At 67.6% G+C, this 16,985-nt stretch carries 19 protein-coding genes; 8 read left to right on the top strand and 11 right to left on the bottom strand.

The features are described from left to right. Positions 1-266 precede the first annotated feature (266 nt). The 4 genes from C7I84_RS10535 to C7I84_RS10520 all read left to right on the top strand — a co-directional run bounded on the left by C7I84_RS10535 (position 267) and on the right by C7I84_RS10520 (position 2,830). Positions 267-629 (top strand): SPW repeat protein, encoded by a 363-nt coding sequence (locus C7I84_RS10535; protein WP_106772129.1) that lies wholly within the window; start codon positions 267-269, stop codon positions 627-629. A gap of 456 nt (positions 630-1,085) precedes the next feature. After that, a complete protein-coding gene (locus C7I84_RS10530) occupies positions 1,086-1,469 on the top strand; it encodes a hypothetical protein (RefSeq protein ID WP_133170084.1) in 384 nt (127 codons plus the stop codon). 13 nt (positions 1,470-1,482) lie between these two features. Beyond that, positions 1,483-1,995, top strand: a complete 513-nt coding sequence (locus tag C7I84_RS10525) for a hypothetical protein (RefSeq protein ID WP_106772127.1) — start codon at positions 1,483-1,485, stop codon at positions 1,993-1,995. A gap of 79 nt (positions 1,996-2,074) precedes the next feature. Beyond that, the gene (locus tag C7I84_RS10520) at positions 2,075-2,830 is read left to right on the top strand and encodes a polysaccharide deacetylase family protein (protein WP_425351322.1); all 756 of its coding nucleotides are present in this window, start codon (positions 2,075-2,077) and stop codon (positions 2,828-2,830) included. 64 nt (positions 2,831-2,894) lie between these two features. Here the strand turns inward: C7I84_RS10520 and C7I84_RS10515 are convergent, their stop codons facing one another. After that, complete coding sequence (locus tag C7I84_RS10515) at positions 2,895-3,572, bottom strand: superoxide dismutase (protein ID WP_106772125.1); 678 nt, start codon at positions 3,570-3,572, stop codon at positions 2,895-2,897. A 140-nt stretch (positions 3,573-3,712) separates the two neighbouring features. Further along, positions 3,713-4,177, bottom strand: a complete 465-nt coding sequence (locus C7I84_RS10510) for a hypothetical protein (RefSeq protein ID WP_133170083.1) — start codon at positions 4,175-4,177, stop codon at positions 3,713-3,715. Positions 4,178-4,427: 250 nt separating this feature from the next. Here C7I84_RS10510 and C7I84_RS10505 point away from each other — a divergent pair, with 250 nt between their 5' ends. Next, complete coding sequence (locus C7I84_RS10505) at positions 4,428-4,865, top strand: YqaA family protein (protein WP_106772123.1); 438 nt, start codon at positions 4,428-4,430, stop codon at positions 4,863-4,865. Positions 4,866-4,951: 86 nt separating this feature from the next. After that, complete coding sequence (gene mutL, locus C7I84_RS10500; protein WP_106772122.1) at positions 4,952-6,781, top strand: DNA mismatch repair endonuclease MutL; 1,830 nt, start codon at positions 4,952-4,954, stop codon at positions 6,779-6,781. Between the two features lie 6 nt (positions 6,782-6,787). Here mutL and C7I84_RS10495 read toward each other — a convergent pair whose 3' ends face one another. The 3 genes from C7I84_RS10495 to C7I84_RS10485 form a co-directional block, all read right to left on the bottom strand. After that, on the bottom strand, positions 6,788-7,534 hold the full coding sequence (locus C7I84_RS10495) for an amino acid ABC transporter ATP-binding protein (RefSeq protein WP_106772121.1): 747 nt from the start codon (positions 7,532-7,534) through the stop codon (positions 6,788-6,790). Next, complete coding sequence (locus C7I84_RS10490) at positions 7,531-8,211, bottom strand: ABC transporter permease subunit (protein WP_106772120.1); 681 nt, start codon at positions 8,209-8,211, stop codon at positions 7,531-7,533. The genes C7I84_RS10495 and C7I84_RS10490 overlap by 4 nt, the downstream gene beginning before the upstream one ends. Positions 8,212-8,419: 208 nt before the next feature. Then, complete coding sequence (locus C7I84_RS10485; RefSeq protein ID WP_106772119.1) at positions 8,420-9,193, bottom strand: amino acid ABC transporter substrate-binding protein; 774 nt, start codon at positions 9,191-9,193, stop codon at positions 8,420-8,422. 245 nt (positions 9,194-9,438) lie between these two features. Here C7I84_RS10485 and C7I84_RS10480 point away from each other — a divergent pair, with 245 nt between their 5' ends. Further along, a complete protein-coding gene (locus C7I84_RS10480) occupies positions 9,439-9,675 on the top strand; it encodes a DUF2093 domain-containing protein (RefSeq protein WP_106772118.1) in 237 nt (78 codons plus the stop codon). Here C7I84_RS10480 and lpxK read toward each other — a convergent pair. From lpxK to C7I84_RS10450, 6 genes are all read right to left on the bottom strand, one after another. Continuing rightward, positions 9,672-10,688 carry a tetraacyldisaccharide 4'-kinase gene (gene lpxK, locus C7I84_RS10475; RefSeq protein ID WP_106772117.1) on the bottom strand — a complete coding sequence of 339 codons (1,017 nt, stop codon included), beginning with the start codon at positions 10,686-10,688 and terminating at the stop codon, positions 9,672-9,674. The genes C7I84_RS10480 and lpxK overlap by 4 nt on opposite strands. Positions 10,689-10,708: 20 nt before the next feature. Continuing rightward, entirely contained in the window at positions 10,709-12,037 is a 1,329-nt protein-coding gene (gene waaA / locus C7I84_RS10470) for a lipid IV(A) 3-deoxy-D-manno-octulosonic acid transferase (protein WP_106772116.1), read from the bottom strand. Continuing rightward, entirely contained in the window at positions 12,034-12,822 is a 789-nt protein-coding gene (locus C7I84_RS10465) for a lysophospholipid acyltransferase family protein (RefSeq protein ID WP_106772115.1), read from the bottom strand. Before C7I84_RS10465 ends, waaA begins: the two co-directional genes overlap by 4 nt. Continuing rightward, on the bottom strand, positions 12,819-13,076 hold the full coding sequence (locus C7I84_RS10460; RefSeq protein WP_106772114.1) for a DUF4170 domain-containing protein: 258 nt from the start codon (positions 13,074-13,076) through the stop codon (positions 12,819-12,821). Before C7I84_RS10460 ends, C7I84_RS10465 begins: the two co-directional genes overlap by 4 nt. Before the next feature lie 88 nt (positions 13,077-13,164). Next, complete coding sequence (locus C7I84_RS10455; protein ID WP_106772113.1) at positions 13,165-13,974, bottom strand: 3'(2'),5'-bisphosphate nucleotidase CysQ; 810 nt, start codon at positions 13,972-13,974, stop codon at positions 13,165-13,167. Beyond that, on the bottom strand, positions 13,961-15,337 hold the full coding sequence (locus tag C7I84_RS10450) for a TldD/PmbA family protein (protein ID WP_425351321.1): 1,377 nt from the start codon (positions 15,335-15,337) through the stop codon (positions 13,961-13,963). Before C7I84_RS10450 ends, C7I84_RS10455 begins: the two co-directional genes overlap by 14 nt. A gap of 212 nt (positions 15,338-15,549) precedes the next feature. On the opposite strand from C7I84_RS10450, the gene C7I84_RS10445 reads away from it, so the two are divergent. Further along, the gene (locus C7I84_RS10445) at positions 15,550-16,980 is read left to right on the top strand and encodes an MATE family efflux transporter (RefSeq protein WP_245428380.1); all 1,431 of its coding nucleotides are present in this window, start codon (positions 15,550-15,552) and stop codon (positions 16,978-16,980) included. The last annotated feature ends 5 nt before the right edge of the window (positions 16,981-16,985 follow it).

The raw sequence follows: 16,985 nt of genomic DNA, 5'->3' as shown, positions 1-16,985 counted from the left end.
GTCGTCCCTGTTCTGCCGGAAGCTGTGCCGCTTCGCCGGGCGCCAGTCTAGCGCAAAATCGACACGGCGCACGTACAGTGCCTCCCAGATCAGGCGATCGACCTCATTGTTCAGGAGCACGCCCGCGTTCACGAACAATTGTTTCGCGGTTTGTTCCGCTGACAGGGCGCAACCCTTGAAAGGCAGGGATTGCGGAGCCATCTCGAAGGCAAGCGTGCTCCGCACGCGGAGTCAACGCTTCGGTCAAGCTTCGTATGGAGGTTGTCATGGCTGGCTCACTCACGGAAGGCAGAACCGGACAGGACTGGATCAACCTCGTCCTCGCGGCATGCCTGTTCATCTCCCCCTGGGTCATCGGCTTCGCCGCCGAAACCACGCCCGCCTGGAATGCGTGGATCGTCGGCGTCGTTCTCGCCGCCCTTGCGATCGGCACGCTGACGGCGTTCGCCGAATGGGAGGAATGGGCGAATTTCGCGCTGGGCGTCTGGCTGATCGTCTCGCCCTGGCTGCTCGGCTTCGCCGCGAACATGACGGTGGCATGGACCCACGTCATCCTCGGCGTGCTCGTCGCCGCGGCTTCGGCCTGGGCCGTCTGGGGACACAGGCAGGACCCGCACGCGCATGCGTGACAGGACCGACCAGCGAGCCTAGATCGCCAGGCACGGCGGCCTGAGCACGAGAACAGGCGTGGTCTCCGCGCCGGGGCCCTCCCCGGCGCCGGAGTTGCGTGAGATCTCATATGTCTTCGCATCCGCGCCTATTCTACGATGCCTCGGGTCCACCGGCGGCCGAGCCAAGGGGGTCAGATCGCCCTGCGCGGCTGTCCGATCCGTCGCGCCGGCGAAGGATTTCTCGGCAAGTCCGCACCGGAATGGAACGAACGATCTACATGCCAAACCGAAGCTAAGCGGACGCCTCCGGCAGCGAAGTATTTCGCTGGAGGCCGCGCATGCAGCATGCTACAGTAATTGTAGCGGTGACGGCTCGGCTATTTCTAACCGGTACACGACGCCAGCGGGGGTCCAATCATGAAACGATCCTTTCCGGCATGGCGCATATGCCTGGCTGGTCTTGCTGGCGCCGGTATGTTTTCCAGCCCCGCTTCCGCCCAGGAGACGCCACAGCAGATCATCCAGTCGATGATGGCCGCCGTTTGCGGGGACTTCCAGAACACGGGCAGTGCCAACAGCCTGAAGATCGAAGGCAATGCCGAAGCCAAGCTCAGCGGTCTGATGAAGAAGCTGGCGGATCTCGGCCTGTCGGGCGCTGCGACCTTCAACAGCGAGGACTATGTCGGCGTGCTGCGCACGGAAGTCGGTTCGCAGCTCAACAGCGTGCGCGACTGCCGGCTTCGGGTCTACGGCGACCTGTCCCCGCTGCTCAAGGAGGCCCGCCAGGGCGGCTCGATCACCAATACCGGCGACGGCAACGCAAACATCATCGGCAGCGGCAACACCGTCAACCAATAAGGCCCAGCACTTCATGAGACCGAGCGCCTGGCTGTTCCTTCTGATCCTCGCTTCGGCCCCGGCCCACGCCCAGATCGACAATCAGGGTAACTGCAACGCCAACATCGTCGGCTCCGGCAACTACATCACCGTCAACTGCCAGGCCGGAGGCACCACGGCCGCGCAGACCGCCACGCTGATCATCACCCGCGACTTCCAGAACATCGTGCTCTCGGACACGATCAATCCGGGCTTCGTCGACTTCTACAACAGCTATTTCTCGCTGACCGTGAACGACGAGACGGTCGTCCACGCCAATTTCGCGTCGCAGTTCGACGAGCAGGTGCTGCGGCTGGAGAAGGGCGAGCACGTCTACAAGATGGCCGTCTACCTGCAGTACCTCAACGGCGTCACGGCGGGCACGAGTTGCTCGGGCATCCTCAACGTGCAGGCCAGCGCGCCGATCATGCCGCGCGTGCAGATCGTCTCCAACAACTTCACCGGGCAGATCAGCCCGGTGACCTGCTGGTTCCAGATCAGGCCGTGAGATTTCAACCGGCGGGCCAGGGCCTGCTTGACACGATGCGTCGCCATTCGCGAAGGTCGCCCTCCAGTCACAACCGGAGGTGCCCTTGCGCTTCGCTCCACTGCTGACAGCCGCGGTGTCGCTTTTCCTTGCCGTTTCCGCCGTCTGGGCAAGCGACCGAATCATCTATCTCACCTTTGACGACGGGCCGCTGACGGGAACCGAGAACATCCTGGACGTGCTGGAGGCGGAGAAGGTTCCGGCGGCGATGTTCATGGTGGGCAAGCATGCCGAGGCGAGCGCCGCGCACAGGGCGCTGGTCGAACGGGCGAAATCCCTTCCCCACGTCACCGTCGGCAACCACAGCTACAGCCATGCGCACGACCATTACCGGCATTTCTATGCCGACACTGAGGGCGTGGTCGCCGACATGATGCGCGCCAACGAGGTGCTCGGCCTGACGGCCAAGCCGGTGCAGGCGCGCCTGCCCGGCCGCGACGTGTTCCGCCTGCCCGACGTCTACAAGGACGATCTTTCGATCGGCAGGACCGAGGACGAAATCGAGGAGATCGATTTCGAGTTCGTCTCGGCGTCCGGCTTCAATCTCTACGGCTGGGATCACGAATGGGTCCACGACAGCCGCGGCAAGCCGGTGCAGACGGTCGAACACCTCGTCTCCGAGATCGACCACCTGTTCCTCGGCGGCAGGTTCGTCCGTCCCGGCAAGCTCATCCTCCTGATGCATGACGAGATGTTCCGGGACAACTACGACGGCAACGCCAATCTTTCAGCCCTGATCTCCGCACTCAGGCAGCGGGGCTATGCCTTCGGCTCGATCGAAACCTACGACGATTGAGGCGAGGAGCCGTTTCCCGGCATAGCGGATTGCTGACGGATCCTGGGATCTCGAGAGCGTCGGGCTAAGACCCCATCCTCTCCCCCGCCGCCTGCCAGTTGACCCGCTCCGACAATACGGCGGCGATGTGCTCTGCCTTGCGGTTTTCGTAGTCGAGATAGTAGGCGTGCTCCCACAGGTCGATGCCGACCAGCGGCGTCAGGCCGTCCGGGAGCGGGTTGCCGGCGTCCTGGTAGCCCTTGAGCGCAAGCTTGCCATCGTCCGCGACCAGCCAGACCCAGCCGGTGCCGAAGACGTTGTCCGCCTCCTTGGCGAAAGCGTCGAACAGGCCCTTCTCGCCGTTGAAATCGCGCTCGATCGCCTCGGCGAACGCGCCGGCCGGCTTGGCCGGGCCGCCCTTGAACTGCTCCCAGTAGAAGACGTGGTTCCAGGCCTGGCCGGCCTGGTTGAAAATCTTGTCCTCGCCGTCCTTCTTCGCGGCGACGACCACCTCGCGGAGCTCCATGTCGGCGTAGGGCGTGCCCGGCGCCAGCTGGTTCAGCTTGTCGAAATAGGCCTTGTGGTGCTTGCCGTAATGCAGGCCGACGGTACGCGCCGAGATCTGCGGCGCCAGCGCATCCTCGCCGTAAGGCAAAGGCGGCTGCTCGAACGGGCTGGCGGCGCGCAGGATCGAGGGACGTGCCGTCGCGGCCACGGCGGCTCCGGCGGCGATCATCAGGGCTGAACGGCGTGTAACGATCATCGTATCGACTCCTTTGCGGGATGGTTGTGCTCCCAACACCCGTTCGCCCGATGCGTTCCCTCCCGCCTGGTCGATCGCGGCTGCGCGCCGCGCATCCGTGACCTGGCGGATCGGACGCAATGCGTCGAGGCGGCTCGACGTCATTCGCAATTGTACTGGCTGAGCGCCCATTCGCCGGTAACCGACAGGATGTCGACGACCTTCCACGCGCCGCCGACTTTCTTCAGCTTCCATTCCATGCGATGCGGCGCGCCTTGCGCGGTGAAGGCGACGAGCACTTTCGCCTCCTCGGCCTGGACGACTTCGCGCGTTCTGAGCGTCCTGCGCAGGTCCGCGGCGTCGCCCTCGACATTGTCCAGCGCCATATGAGGGTCGAGGCACTCGCCCTGCCCCGACCGCCGCAGCCGGTCGCTGCCGTCGAGCACGCTCCTGGCAGGATCGGCGAAGCGGTCCCGCGCCGCCGGATCATTTTCGAGGCCGGGCCGGTCGTAGAAGGCCATGACCGCCTCCGTCGGCGTTTCGGCCGCCTGCGCCGGCGACAGCGCGCAGACGAGGAGCGCACAGGGCAAAACCAGCCTGACGAGTGGCGTTTTCTGCGCAAGCATCGCGATTCCTCGCAAGCCGATGTCGGTTCGGAACCAAGCATCGGCCATCGCGGCTTTTTTGCGGGCGATGGAATGCCGCCGCGGCGATCGCGTCCTTGGGCGGCCGGTCATCGTCGCTTCGGCACGGGGCCGCCACCGAGCTATCGGCGCACGGGGGACGCAGCGTTTGAAAATCCTGTCTCCCTGCATTAGCTCGTCTCATGCAAAACCTGCGTCACCCGCCCGATGCGCCCCGGCGCCGCGAAGCGCCATGACGGACTTCGCCGCCTATCTCGGCCTGTTCGGCAGCGCCTTCCTCGCGGCGACCGTGCTTCCCGCCCAGTCGGAGACGGTGCTGGTCGGGCTGCTCGTCGCCGACCGCTTTTCGATTGCCTTGCTGCTGCTCGTGGCGAGCATCGGCAACGTGCTCGGCTCGGTGGTCAACTGGGTGCTGGGGCGCGGCATCGAGCGGTTTCGCGGCCGGCGCTGGTTCCCGGCGAGCGATGCGGCGCTGGAGCGGGCGACGCGCTGGTACAGCCGCTATGGCCGCTGGTCGCTGCTGCTCAGCTGGCTGCCGATCGGCGGCGACGCGCTGACCGTGGTCCCCGGCGTGCTGCGCGAGCCGCTGTGGAGCTTTGTCACGATCGTCGCGATCGCCAAGACCGGGCGCTACCTGGCGCTCGCGGCGGCGACGCTGCAGTTCGTGTAGGCGCTTCCAATCAATACAGCGCGTCCCAAGCTACGTGAAGCGCTCGCCGTTTCGTCCCGCCGGCGAATCCCCTATAAAATGGCGCCATGCCGATCCGCCAGCTTTCCGAAACGATGGTCAACCAGATCGCCGCCGGCGAGGTGATCGAGCGGCCGGCGAGCGTGGTCAAGGAACTGGTCGAGAACGCGGTGGACGCCGGCGCCACCCGCATCGAGATCGCCACGGCGGGCGGCGGGCTGTCGCTGATCCGCGTCACCGACGACGGGTTCGGCATCGCCGCCGGCGAGCTGGCGCTCGCGGTGTCGCGGCACTGCACGTCGAAACTCGGCAACGACATCCACGACATCCGCTCGCTCGGCTTCCGTGGCGAGGCGCTGCCGTCGATCGGCTCGGTGTCGCGGCTTTCGATCCGCTCGCGCACCGCCGACGGCGAGGCCGCCGAGATCACGGTCGAGGGCGGGCGCGTCTCGGCGGTGAAACCGGCCGGCGCCAATCGCGGCACGGCCGTGGAGGTGAGGGACCTTTTCTACGCCACCCCGGCCAGGCTGAAATTCATGAAGGGCGAGCGGGCCGAGGCGAGCGCGATCGCCGACGTGATCAGGCGCATCGCCATCGCCTTCCCGAATATCCGCTTCACGCTGTCAGGTTCGGACCGCTCGACGCTCGACTTCACCACCGCCGGCGACCGGCTGAAGCGCATCGCCCAGGTGATGGGCGTCGAATTCCCGGAGAATTCGCTGGCGATCGATGCGGCGCGCGAAGGCGTGCGGCTCGACGGACACGTCTCAATCCCCTCCTATTCGCGCGCCAACGCGCTGCAGCAATATGTCTATGTCAACGGCCGGCCGGTGCGCGACCGGCTGATCGCGTCAGCCATCCGCGGCGCCTTCGCCGACACGCTGGCGCGCGACCGCCATGCGGTGGCCGCGCTGTTCCTGTCGCTCGACCCGGCGCTGGTCGACGTCAACGTGCATCCGGCCAAGGCCGACGTGCGTTTTCGCGACCCCGGCCTGGTGCGCGGCCTGATCGTCGGGGCGATCCGCGAGGCGCTGGCCGGCGCCGGCATCCGTCCGGCTTCGACCGGCGCGGCGGCGATGCTGGGCGCCTTCCGCGCCGGCCCGACGACCTACGGCCATCCCGGCCCGAGCGGCGGCCACCGCGGCTACAATCCGGCCTTCCGCAGTGCCGTTCCCGGCGTGTTCGACGCCGCGCGCTCGTTCCAGCGGCCGCTGGCGGCGGGTTTTGCCGAGGACGTGCAGGCGGCCTTCGATACTGGGCCGCTCGACAGCGCCGACGCGCGCGCAGGGACCGACGAGCCGGCGCCGGAGGCATTGGGTTTCCAGCTCGGCGCGGCGCGGGCGCAGGTGCACGAAAACTACATCGTCGCGCAGACCGGCGATTCGCTGGTCATCGTCGACCAGCACGCCGCGCATGAGCGGCTGGTCTACGAGGCGCTGAAGAATGCGCTGGAGGCGCGGCCAATGCCGGCGCAGATGCTGCTTCTGCCGACCATCGTCGACCTCAGCGAGGACGACGCCGAGCGGCTGGCGCGGCATGCCGATACGCTGAAGCGCTTCGGCCTCGGCATCGAACGCTTCGGCCCCGGCGCGGTCGCCGTGCGCGAGACACCGGCCATGCTGGGCGAGGCCAATGTCGAGCAGCTGGTGCGCGACCTCGCCGACGAGATCGCCGAGACCGACACGGTCGACACGCTGAAGGAGCGGCTGCACGCGATTGCCGCCACCATGGCCTGCCACGGCTCGGTGCGCTCCGGCCGCCGGCTGCTGCCGGACGAGATGAACGCCCTGCTCCGGCAGATGGAGGCCACGCCGGGATCGGGAACCTGCAACCACGGCCGGCCGACCTATATCGAGCTGAAACTCGCCGACATCGAGAGGCTGTTCGGAAGGCGCTGACGCCCCTCACCGCTGCGTCAGCGTGGCGATGAAGCGTTTCGTGCGTTCGCGCTCGGGGCTGCCGAAGATTTTCGCCGGCTCGCCCTTCTCCACCACCTTGCCCGCTTCAAGAAACACGACCTCGTGCGCGACCCGGGAGGCGAGCCTAAGGTCGTGGGTGGCCATCACCATGGTGGTGCCTTCCTTCGCCAGTTGGCCGAGCACGTCGACCACCTCCTCCGACAGTTCCGGGTCGAGGGCCGAGGTCGGCTCGTCGCACAAAAGCACGCGCGGCGACGGCGCCAGCGCGCGGGCGATGGCCACACGCTGCTGCTGGCCGCCCGACAGCGTCGCCGGCCAGGCGTCGGCTTTTTCAGCCAGCCCGACCTTGTCGAGCAGCGCCTGCGCCCGCTCACGCGCCTTGCCGGCCGGCCATCTGAGCACCGTAACCAAGCCCTCCATGACGTTCTCGATGGCAGTCCTGTGGGGAAAGAGCTGGAAATTCTGAAAGACCATGCCGGTCTGGCGGCGCAGTTTCTGGATCGAGGCCCAGCCGACCTTCTGGCCGGGATGGAACCGCAGGGAATCCTCGCCGATGCGCACCGTACCGGCGGTCGGGATCTCCAGGAGGTTGATGCAGCGCAGCAGCGTGCTTTTCCCTCCGCCGGACGGGCCGACCAGCGCGGTCACCGAGCCCTCGCGCATGCGCAGCGTGACGTCCTTCAGCACGACGTTGTCGCCGAAACGCTTTTCGATGTCGACGAGCTCGATCACGACCGCGCCTCCAGGAAGCCGCCATAGCGGTTGAGCCGTTCCTCCAGCCGCACCTGCAGGGCCGACAGGATCGAGCTCAGCGCCAGGTAGATCAGCGCCGCCTCGATGTAGAGGATCAGCGGCTCGTAGGTGGTGGCGACGATACGCTGCGCCGCCTGGAACAGCTCCGGCACGGTGATGGCGGCGGCGAGCGAGGTGTCCTTGACCAGCGAGATGAAGGTGTTGGAAAGCGGCGGCACCGCGACCCGGCCGGCCTGCGGCAGGATGGTGCGGCGGATCGTCTGCTGAAAGCTCATGCCGATCGAATAGGAGGCCTCCCACTGGCCCCGCGGCACCGAGGAGATGGCGGCGCGGATGATCTCGGAGGAATAGGCACCGATGTTGAGCGTGAAGCCGATGAGGGCAGCCGGGAAGGCGTCGATGACGATGCCGGCGCTGGGCAGGCCGTAGAAGATGAGGAAGAGCTGCACCAGAAGCGGCGTGCCGCGGATGATCCAGACGTAGAAGCGGATCGCCGCGGCGAAGGGCGCCGGTGCGAACAGCCGGACCAGCGCGGCGATCAGGCCGACTGTCAGCCCCAGCGCGAAGGACAGGATGGTCAGCGGCGCTGTGAATTTCACCGCCGCCCACAACAGCGGGCCGAGCGAGTCCAGCATCAGTTGAAGCCAGTGGGGCACGCGTCATCTCCCGAAACCACGAGGGCGGCAGACCTTGGCATGAAGCAAGCGGGCAAACAAACGGGCGGCCGGTCGATCGACCGGCCGCCCGTCAGAGCAGGATGACTTCGAGCGAAGCCATCCTGCTCCAACCCTTTGTTTCGCCGCATGATCTTATACGAAAAGTCTGCACCTTTCGGGATCATGCTCCAGGACTTCCGGCGGTTTCCTACTGCGAGACGTCCTGACCGAAATATTTGTCGGAGATCTGCTTGTAGGTGCCGTCGGCCTTGATCTCGGCCAGCGCCTTGTTGATCGCCTCCAGCAGTTCCGGCTCGCCCTTGCGGATGATCACGCCGGAATGGTCGGCCTTGTCCTCCTGCGCCACGATCTTCACCGGGGCGTCGGGCTTGTGCTTCTTGAAATCGAGGAAGGACAGGCTGTCGTTGATGGTGGCGTCGGCGCGGCCGCTGAGCAGAAGCTGGATCGACTGGTCGAAACCGTCGGTGCCGACCAGCTCGGCGCCGTTGGCTTCCGCCAGGCGGCCGAAATTGCTGGTCAGCGACTGCGCCGACTTCTTGCCCTTGAGGTCGGCGAAGGACTTTATCTCCTCGTTGTCGGCGCCGACGATCAGCACCGCCTTGGAGGCGATGTAGGGAACGGAGAAATCGTATTTCTGCTTGCGCTGCTCGGTGATGCCGACCTGGTTGATGACGGCGTCGTAGCGGTTGGCGTCGAGGCCGGCGATCAGGCCGTCCCACTTACCCTCCAGGAACTCCGCCTTGACCCCGAGGCGCTTGGCGATCGCCTGGCCGATCTCGACGTCGAAGCCGACCAGCGCCCCGGTGGTGTCGTGATAGGTGAAGGGCGCGTAGGTGCCCTCGGTGCCGATCTTGATGATGCCGGCCGACTGGATCTTCGCCAGGTTCTCGCCGGCATGCGAAGGGGCCAGCGCCAGGAGCTGTAGGGCCCCGGCGACGAGCAGCGACTTGAAGAGCTTCATGACAGAATCCTACCTTTGGTTGGATCGAAATGCTGAGATGGCCGCTTATCGAAGATAAATGGGAAACCGATAAGGAATTTCATTCCTAATTCTGCCACCTTGGACGAACTGCATCCTCAAGCGCCAGGATTTCCCGCCGCCGCGGGCGAGCGTGATCGTATGGATGGTCCGGAAGATCAACGGGCCGCTACGCTTGACCTCCCTGCCGATTTATGGCGGAAGAAGCGGGATTGAAAGGATCGAGCATGAACCGTTTCGAGGGTCCAGGCGCAAGGGAAGCCGGGGTCCGCTATCTCGACGGCGATTTTCAGGTAACCAGCCCGGGATCCTTCGTGTCCTGCGCGGTGACCGGCGGGCGCATTGCGCTCGACGAGCTGAAATACTGGAGCGTGGCGCGCCAGGAGCCGTATATCGACGCCGCCGCCTCGCTGCAGCGCGAGATCGAGACCAATCCGGAGTTGCGCAAGCGCCGCCTCAGCTAGCGCCGACGCCAGGCGCGCAAGGTCTCGTCGATGATCCTTCGCGGCACCGCGTCGCTGTCGAAGACGGCATCGATCTCGAAGGTCTCCGTCATGGCGAGGAAGCCGGCGGGCACACGCTCTTCCGACAGACGGGCCATGTCCTTCGCGGTGGTGACAAGGGTCAGCCGCTCAGTTCGAGCCTCCGCCATCAGCGCGCGCAGCTCGTCCGTCGTATAGAAGTGGTGGTCGGGAAACGGCCGGGCGACCGCCACCTCGGCGCCGACCCGCCGCAGCATGGCGAAGAATTTCTCGGGATGGCCGATGCCGGCGAAGGCCAGGAAGCGGCGGCCGGCAAAGCGATCGGGATCGCGCGGGCGCGAGACCGCATCGTAGACCGGCTTGCCGGCGCGAGCCGCCTGACGCACCACGGGATCGGCGGCTGTCCCCTCGCCCATGCGCAGCACGGCGTCGGCATGGCGGAGCTGGTCGACCACACGCGCGCGCAGCGGCCCGGCCGGCAGCACCCTGCCATTGCCGACGCCATGGCCGGCATCGACCACCAGCAAGGCATAGTCCATGTGGATGCGGGCGCTCTGAAAACCGTCGTCCATGATGAGGAAATCGCAGCCGCGCGCCGCCAGCAGCCGCGCGCCGGCCGCCCGGTCGGGCGAGACCGCGACAGGCGCGTGGGCCGCCAGCAGCAGCGGCTCGTCGCCGGCATGGCGGGCGTCCTCAAGCACCGGATCGACGATTCGGGACGCCCCGACATTGCCGCCATGGCCGCGCGACAGGAAGCCGGGCTTCAGCTTCATCGCCCTGGCCCTCCGGGCCAGCGCGATCGCCACCGGGGTCTTGCCGGAGCCGCCGACGGTGAAGTTGCCGACGCACAGGACCGGAAGCGCCACCTTCTCGCGCGGCGCCCGCACCAGGCGGCGACCGGCCGCCGCCGCATAGACGAGCGACAGCGGCGTGAGCGCCGTGGCGCGCCAGTCGGCCTCGGCCTGCCACCAGAAGGGAGGCGCCTCCGCCAGCATCTAACGCCGCCTCGCCGCCCTCATCGGCCCCGCATTCCGTTGGTCCCGTCGAGCCGCGACTTGACCACCAGCGGATGGATGAAGGGGTCGAGCGCCTTCAGCGTCCTCGCAAGCGCGCCGCGCATGTCGCCCACGGTGGCCGCGGCGGCGGAGATCATGTCGCGGCGCGCAGCCTCGTTGCAGAGCAGGTAGTTGACCGCGCCCGTGAGCATGTCGCGGTCGCGCACCAGCCTGGCACCGCCGCTGTCGATCAGGCGCTGGTAGCTGTCGCGGAAATTCTGGACGTTGCGCCCGGCGAGCACCGCGGTCTCAAGCATGGCGGGCTCGAGCGGATTCTGGCCGCCTTCCGCCGTCAGCGAGCGGCCGACGAAGGCGATCTCGGTGAGCCTGAGATAGAGGCCCATCTCGCCGATCGTATCGCCGACCAGGACGTCGGTCTCGGGCGTGATCCTGTCGCCGCTGGATCGCCGGGCGGTCTTGAGGCCCATCGCGGCGATCTCCGCCTCGATGGCGGCTGCGCGCTCGGGATGGCGCGGCACCACGATGGTGAGCAGCTCGGGATGGCGGGCACGCAGCAGCGCCAGATGCACTTCCGCGGCCACCTTCTCCTCGCCGTCATGGGTGGAGATCGCCGCCCAGGTCGGCCGCTTGCCGATCTGGTCGCGCAGCGCCGAGAGCGCCGCCTCGTCGGCCTCGGGAGGCGTGACGTCGACCTTCAAATTGCCGGACACGGTCACCGGACGGGCGCCCAGCGACTGGAAGCGCTCGCCGTCGAGTTCCGACTGCGCCACGACATGCGCAAGGTTCTCGAACAGCGCCTCGGCCAGGAAGGCCCGCTTCTTCCACGACCGGTAGGAACGGTCGGACAGGCGGCCGTTGACCAGCACCTGCGGAACCCGGCGCTCGCCGAGCTCGAGGATGGTCATCGGCCAGATCTCCGATTCGGCGATGATGGCGAGGTCCGGCTCCCAGTGATCGAGGAAACGGCTGACGGCCGGCTTCAGGTCGAGCGGCACGTATTGGTGGATGACGCTGTCGCCCAGCACCTCGTCGGCCACCTGCGCCGAGGTGACGGTGCCGGTGGTGAGCACGACGTTGACGCCGTAATCGAGGATGCGCCGTACCAGCGGCACGATGGCGTTGGTCTCGCCGACGCTTGCCGCATGCACCCAGATGATCGGCCCGGGCGGGCGCGGCTTGCTGGCGCGGCCGTAGCGCTCGCGCCGGCGCAGGCGGTCCTCCTTGCCGCGGCTGGCGCGCCAGCCGACATAGGTGCCGATCAGCGGAAAGACGGCGGCGCCGGCCAGCCGATAGGTATTGAGAACGGCGCGGGCCCAGCGTTCGCTCATGCGCGACCGTCGACGATCCGGTAGGCCCGCTCCGTCGCCTCGTTGAGTCCCGCCGTTATCTCCTGGCGCTTGCGTTCCAGCTCGGCGTCGTCGGCGTCGGCCGCAACGGCGATCGGATCACCGACGATCAGCGCCCGGCGGCCGAAGGGCAGGTTGATGGTGGTCTTGTCCCAGGTGCCTTCCAGCACCTTGCGCCGGCTGGTTGCGAGCCCGACCGGCACCACCGGCCGCCCTGACAGGCGCGCCAGCGTGACGATGCCCATGCCGGCCTGGCGCGGGGTGCCATGAGGAATGTCGGCAATCATGCAGACATTGCTGCCAGCATCGAGCGCCTTTTTCAGGGCAAGCAATGCCTGGGCGCCGCCCTTGTCGCGCTTGTTCGCCTTCTCGCGCCCGCCCGAGCCGCGCACGGCGTCGAAGCCGAACTTCTCGATCACCAGGGCGTTGAGCTCGGCGTCGGCGCTGCGCGACACCATGGCAGTGAGCGGCGCGCCACGCGGATAGATGGCCGGCGCGAGCAGATGCTGGCCGTGCCAGATGGCGATGATCGCCGGCGTCACCGCCGCGTAGGCCTTTCCTGCATCGGTCGAGCCGGACGCCTGCCGGTTGGTGGCGTGAACGAAGCGCAGCACCTGCGCCAGCAGCGAGGCGACCGTGGCCTTGACCAGGCGCGACTGCGCCAGAGGCTTGCGGATCCTGCGCCAGAACGACTTGAGCGGACCGGCGCGACGATCCTTCTTCGCCGCGGCCCGGACGGCCAGCGGCGCGACGGGACTATCGCTCATGCCTTCGGACCACCCGGGGCGCCGCTCTCGGGATCGAGCAGCCGATGCAGATGGACGACGAAATAGCGCATATGCGCATTGTCGACGCTGGCCTGCGCCTTGCCCTTCCAGGCAGCCAGCGCCGAAGCGTAATCGGGGAAGATGCCGACAATGTCGAGTTGGTCCAGGTTGCGGAACTCGCCGGACTTGAGCGACTTCAGCTCGCCCCCGAAAACGAGGTGCAACAGCTGCTTCTTGTCATCTTGTTCAGCCATGCCGAAACCCTGAGTCGTGTGGGAGAGCGTGCCTTGTCTAGAGGAATTCGGCGAAATTTGGAACCGATCCGCTTGCAGGCGACGATGGCTACGGGGCCTGTGCGGCCATGACGCCGACCATCGCGTCAAGCAGTTCGCCGCTGCCGGCGGCGAGCGCGCCATGGGCCACCGTCTCGCCGGCGTAGCGAGGATGCTCGCCACGCCCGTTCGCTATGTCGCCTCCCGCCTCGCGCAGGATGAGGTCGGCCGCCGCCAGATCCCAGTCATGCGCATTGGCCTTGACGAAGGTGGCGTCCAGGGTGCCGTCGGCGATCATGGCGATGCGGCAGGCGAGCGACGGGATGTAGCCGCGACGCTCCAGCCGGCGGAGCCAGTGCTGCGGCAGCGCGTCGATCATCGGCTTGGGGCCGGCGACGACCGGCTTCGCGGCGGGCTGGCGCACCCGGATGCGCTGATCGTTGCGGAAGGCGCCCTGCCCCGGCAGCGCCCAAAAAGTCTGGCCGCGCGCCGGCAATTCCAGCACGCCGGCGATCGTCCGGCCGGCCTCGACCACGGCGACGCTGACGCACCAGACGTCGAGGCCTTCCAGGAAGCCGCGCGTGCCGTCGATCGGATCGACCACGAAGGTGCGGCGGGCGGAAAGCCGCGCAGCCGTATCGGCGGTCTCCTCCGACAGCCAGCCATAATCAGGGCGGGCGGCGAGCAGGGTCTCGCGCAGGTAGCGGTCGACGGCGTAGTCGGCCTCGCTGACCGGCGAGCTGCCGCCCTTCATCCACACTTCCGGCTTCTGGCGGAAGAAGCGCATGGCGATGCGGCCGGCCTCCCGCGCCGCCTCGCGCAGCAGATCGAGATCGGCCGCAAGCCCGGCGTCAATTGCGCTGGTGTCAGCTTCCGGCAAGGGTCATCCCTTCGATGAGCAGCGTCGGGGCGGCCGTACCGTAGTTGCGGTCGAGATCGCTCGCCGGCACCATACGCAGGAACATGTCCTTGAGGTTGGAGGCGATCGTCACCTCCGACACAGGATAGGTCAGCGCGCCGTTCTCGATCCAGAAGCCAGAGGCGCCGCGGCTGTATTCGCCGGTGATCATGTTGACGCCCTGGCCGAACACCTCGGTGACGTAGAAGCCGGACTTCAACGCGCCGATCAGCGCCTCCGGGGTCTCGCCGCCCGGCTCGATCGACAGGTTGGTCGAAGAGGGAGAGACGGAGGAGCCGCCCCGCACGCCGCGGCCGTTCGTTTCGAGGCCGAGTTCACGCGCGGCGGACGTCGACAGGAACCAGTGCTGCAGCACCCCCTTGTCGACCATGGTCAGGGTAGAGCCATCCACGCCTTCGCCGTCGAAGGGGCGCGATGCCTGGCCGCGCCGGCGCGCCGGCTCGTCGACGACGGTGATGGCGCTCGACGCCACCTGCTTGCCCATCATGTCGCGCAGAAAACTGGTCTTGCGCGCTACCGAGGCACCGTTGATGGCGCCGGCGAGATGGCCGGCGATGCCGCGCGCCACGCGCGGGTCGAAGACGACGGTGACCTCGCCGGTGCTGGCCTTGCGCGGGTTGAGACGGCGCACGGCGCGCTCGCCGGCGCTGCGGCCGATGGCTTCGGGCGCATCGAGATCGGCGAAATGCAGGCGCGACGAAAAATCGTAGTCGCGCTCCATGCCCGTGCCCTCGCCGGCGATCACGCTGGCCGAGCGCGAGAAACGCGTGCCGACATACTGGCCGAGAAAGCCGTGCGAGGTGGCGAGCACCAGCCCGCCGAGCCCCGCGCTGGCGCCGCTGCCGCCGGAATTGGTCACGCCGGAAACGCCGAGCGCGGCCGCCTCGGCCGCCAGCGCATCCTCCTTCAGCCGATCGGCGGAAATCTCGGCCGGGTCGAAAAGATCGAGGTCGCGCACGGTCCTTGCCAGCAGCGCGGCGTCGGCAAGGCCCTGATACGGGTCCTCCGGCGACACCCGGGCCATCGCCACCGCCCGCTCGGCGAGCGTCCTGGGATCGGAAGCGGCGGTGGCGGAGACGCTCGCCACGCGCTGGCCGACGAACACCCGCAGCGAGACGTCGTCGCCCTCGGCGGACTGCGTGGCCTCGACCTTGCCCAACCGCACCGAGACGCTGGTCGAGCGGCCGCGCACCACTACCGCGTCGGCGGCATCCGCACCCGCCGCCTTCGCGGCGTCGACGAGGGCGGAGACGCGATCGATCAGGCTTGCAGCTTCGATGTCCATCCGGCGATCCGACTTTTCCTGCGTTTTGTGCTGCACCATCTATTGTTCCGCTCCGGCTTGTGCAATGGCTTGCGGCAGCACGCCGCTCCGTCACCCGGCTTTCGACGGCAGACAAGGCAGCACTTCCGGGAGCACGCCATGACGCCTTTCCACCTCGCCTTCCCTACCAAACGGGGAAGAGGTGACGAACGGCGCGGCCCGGCGAGACGGCCAACCGTAACCGGACCGGAGATCCCGGCCGTCCCGACGTCATGACCGGTACACCCAGGCAGGCGCAGGCCGCGACTTTCACCGTCGGCTCTACAATGCGCCACGTCGTGGTGATGACGGCGACGGGATCGGTCGGCCTGATCTCCATCTTCGTCGTCGACGCGCTCAACCTGTTCTACATCTCGCTGCTCGGCGTCGAGGAACTGGCGGCCGCTGTCGGCTTCGCCTCGACCCTGCTGTTTTTCACGATCTCGGTGGCCATCGGCTTCACCATCGCCTGCGGCGCGCTGGTATCGCGCTGCCTCGGCCGCGGCGACCGCGAGGAGGCGGCACGCATGGGCGGCGCCTCGCTCGTCTTCATGGCGGCGACGACGGCGATTCTGACCGCCGCCGTGTGGCCTTTCCTGCACCAGCTGGTGGCGCTGATGGGCGCGCGCGGCGAGACGCTGACGCTGTCGGTGCGCTTCCTGCAGATCGTGCTGCCGTCGACGCCGCTGGTGGCGCTCGGCATGTGCGCCACCGGCATCCTGCGCGGGGTCGGCGACGCCAGGCGGGCGATGTATGTGACGCTGGGCAGCGGGCTGGCCGCCGCCGTGTTCGACCCGATCCTGATCTTCGGCCTCGGCCTCGGGCTCGACGGCGCGGCGATCTCTACAGTGCTGGCGCGGGTCGTCATGCTGGCGATCGGCATCCACGGCGCCCACCACGTTCACCGGCTGGTGCGGCTGCCCGACTGGGCGCGGCTCAGGGAGGCGGCGCGGCCGTTCTTCGCCATCGGCTGGCCGGCGGTGCTCACCCAGGTCGCGACGCCAGTCGGCAATACCTATGTCACCGTCGAGATGGCGGCCTTCGGCGACCAGGCGGTGGCCGGCTGGGCGATCATCGGGCGCATCATACCGGTGGCGTTCGGCGTCGTCTTCGCTCTGTCGGGCGCGGTCGGGCCGATCCTCGGCCAGAATTTCGGAGCGAAGCGCTACGACCGCATCGTGACGACCATGCGCGACAGCCTTGTCGTAACGGTCGCCTATGTCGCCGTCGTCTGGGCGCTGCTGGCGGTGTTCGCCGGTCCGATCGCCGGACTGTTCGGAGCACAGGGGCTCTCGCGCGAGCTGATCGTGTTCTTCTGCCTTTTCGCCGCCGGCAGCTTCCTGTTCAACGGCGCGCTGTTCGTGGCGAGTGCGGCCTTCAACAATCTCGGCTATCCGACCTATTCGACGCTGTTCAACTGGGGCCGCTCCACGCTCGGCGTCATCCCCTTCGTATGGGCCGGCGCCTCGCTCTACGGCGCCATCGGCGTGGTCGCCGGCTGGGGCCTGGGCGCCGTGGTGTTCGGCGTGCTGTCGGTCGTCGTCTGCTTCCGGGTCATCAACCGGATCGCCGCCGAGCCGCCCTCGGACCAACCGATGCCCGACCCGCCGCCATCCGGGCAGTCGCCGTTCACCAGCGGCAAGGCGGCGACGCTGCAGGGATAGGTTGC

It is taken from the genome of Kumtagia ephedrae (assembly GCF_003012745.1).
GTDB classification, from domain to species: domain Bacteria; phylum Pseudomonadota; class Alphaproteobacteria; order Rhizobiales; family Rhizobiaceae; genus Kumtagia; species Kumtagia ephedrae.
Note: the sequence above shows the minus strand (reverse complement) of the source record. Positions and strands in the feature narration are given on the sequence as shown.

Excerpts from the sequence above, each read along its gene's own strand:
- C7I84_RS10485 (WP_106772119.1), bottom strand. The coding sequence starts at position 9,193 with ATGAAGCTCTTCAAGTCGCTGCTCGTCGCCGGGGCCCTACAGCTCCTG.
- waaA (WP_106772116.1), bottom strand. The coding sequence starts at position 12,037 with ATGAGCGAACGCTGGGCCCGCGCCGTTCTCAATACCTATCGGCTGGCC.
- C7I84_RS10510 (WP_133170083.1), bottom strand. The coding sequence starts at position 4,177 with ATGCTTGCGCAGAAAACGCCACTCGTCAGGCTGGTTTTGCCCTGTGCG.
- lpxK (WP_106772117.1), bottom strand. The coding sequence starts at position 10,688 with ATGCTGGCGGAGGCGCCTCCCTTCTGGTGGCAGGCCGAGGCCGACTGG.
- C7I84_RS10465 (WP_106772115.1), bottom strand. The coding sequence starts at position 12,822 with ATGAGCGATAGTCCCGTCGCGCCGCTGGCCGTCCGGGCCGCGGCGAAG.
- C7I84_RS10505 (WP_106772123.1), top strand. The coding sequence starts at position 4,428 with ATGACGGACTTCGCCGCCTATCTCGGCCTGTTCGGCAGCGCCTTCCTC.
- C7I84_RS10530 (WP_133170084.1), top strand. The coding sequence starts at position 1,086 with ATGTTTTCCAGCCCCGCTTCCGCCCAGGAGACGCCACAGCAGATCATC.
- C7I84_RS10515 (WP_106772125.1), bottom strand. The coding sequence starts at position 3,572 with ATGATCGTTACACGCCGTTCAGCCCTGATGATCGCCGCCGGAGCCGCC.
- C7I84_RS10460 (WP_106772114.1), bottom strand. The coding sequence starts at position 13,076 with ATGGCTGAACAAGATGACAAGAAGCAGCTGTTGCACCTCGTTTTCGGG.
- C7I84_RS10480 (WP_106772118.1), top strand. The coding sequence starts at position 9,439 with ATGAACCGTTTCGAGGGTCCAGGCGCAAGGGAAGCCGGGGTCCGCTAT.
- C7I84_RS10535 (WP_106772129.1), top strand. The coding sequence starts at position 267 with ATGGCTGGCTCACTCACGGAAGGCAGAACCGGACAGGACTGGATCAAC.
- mutL (WP_106772122.1), top strand. The coding sequence starts at position 4,952 with ATGCCGATCCGCCAGCTTTCCGAAACGATGGTCAACCAGATCGCCGCC.
- C7I84_RS10445 (WP_245428380.1), top strand. The coding sequence starts at position 15,550 with ATGACCGGTACACCCAGGCAGGCGCAGGCCGCGACTTTCACCGTCGGC.
- C7I84_RS10525 (WP_106772127.1), top strand. The coding sequence starts at position 1,483 with ATGAGACCGAGCGCCTGGCTGTTCCTTCTGATCCTCGCTTCGGCCCCG.
- C7I84_RS10450 (WP_425351321.1), bottom strand. The coding sequence starts at position 15,337 with ATGGTGCAGCACAAAACGCAGGAAAAGTCGGATCGCCGGATGGACATC.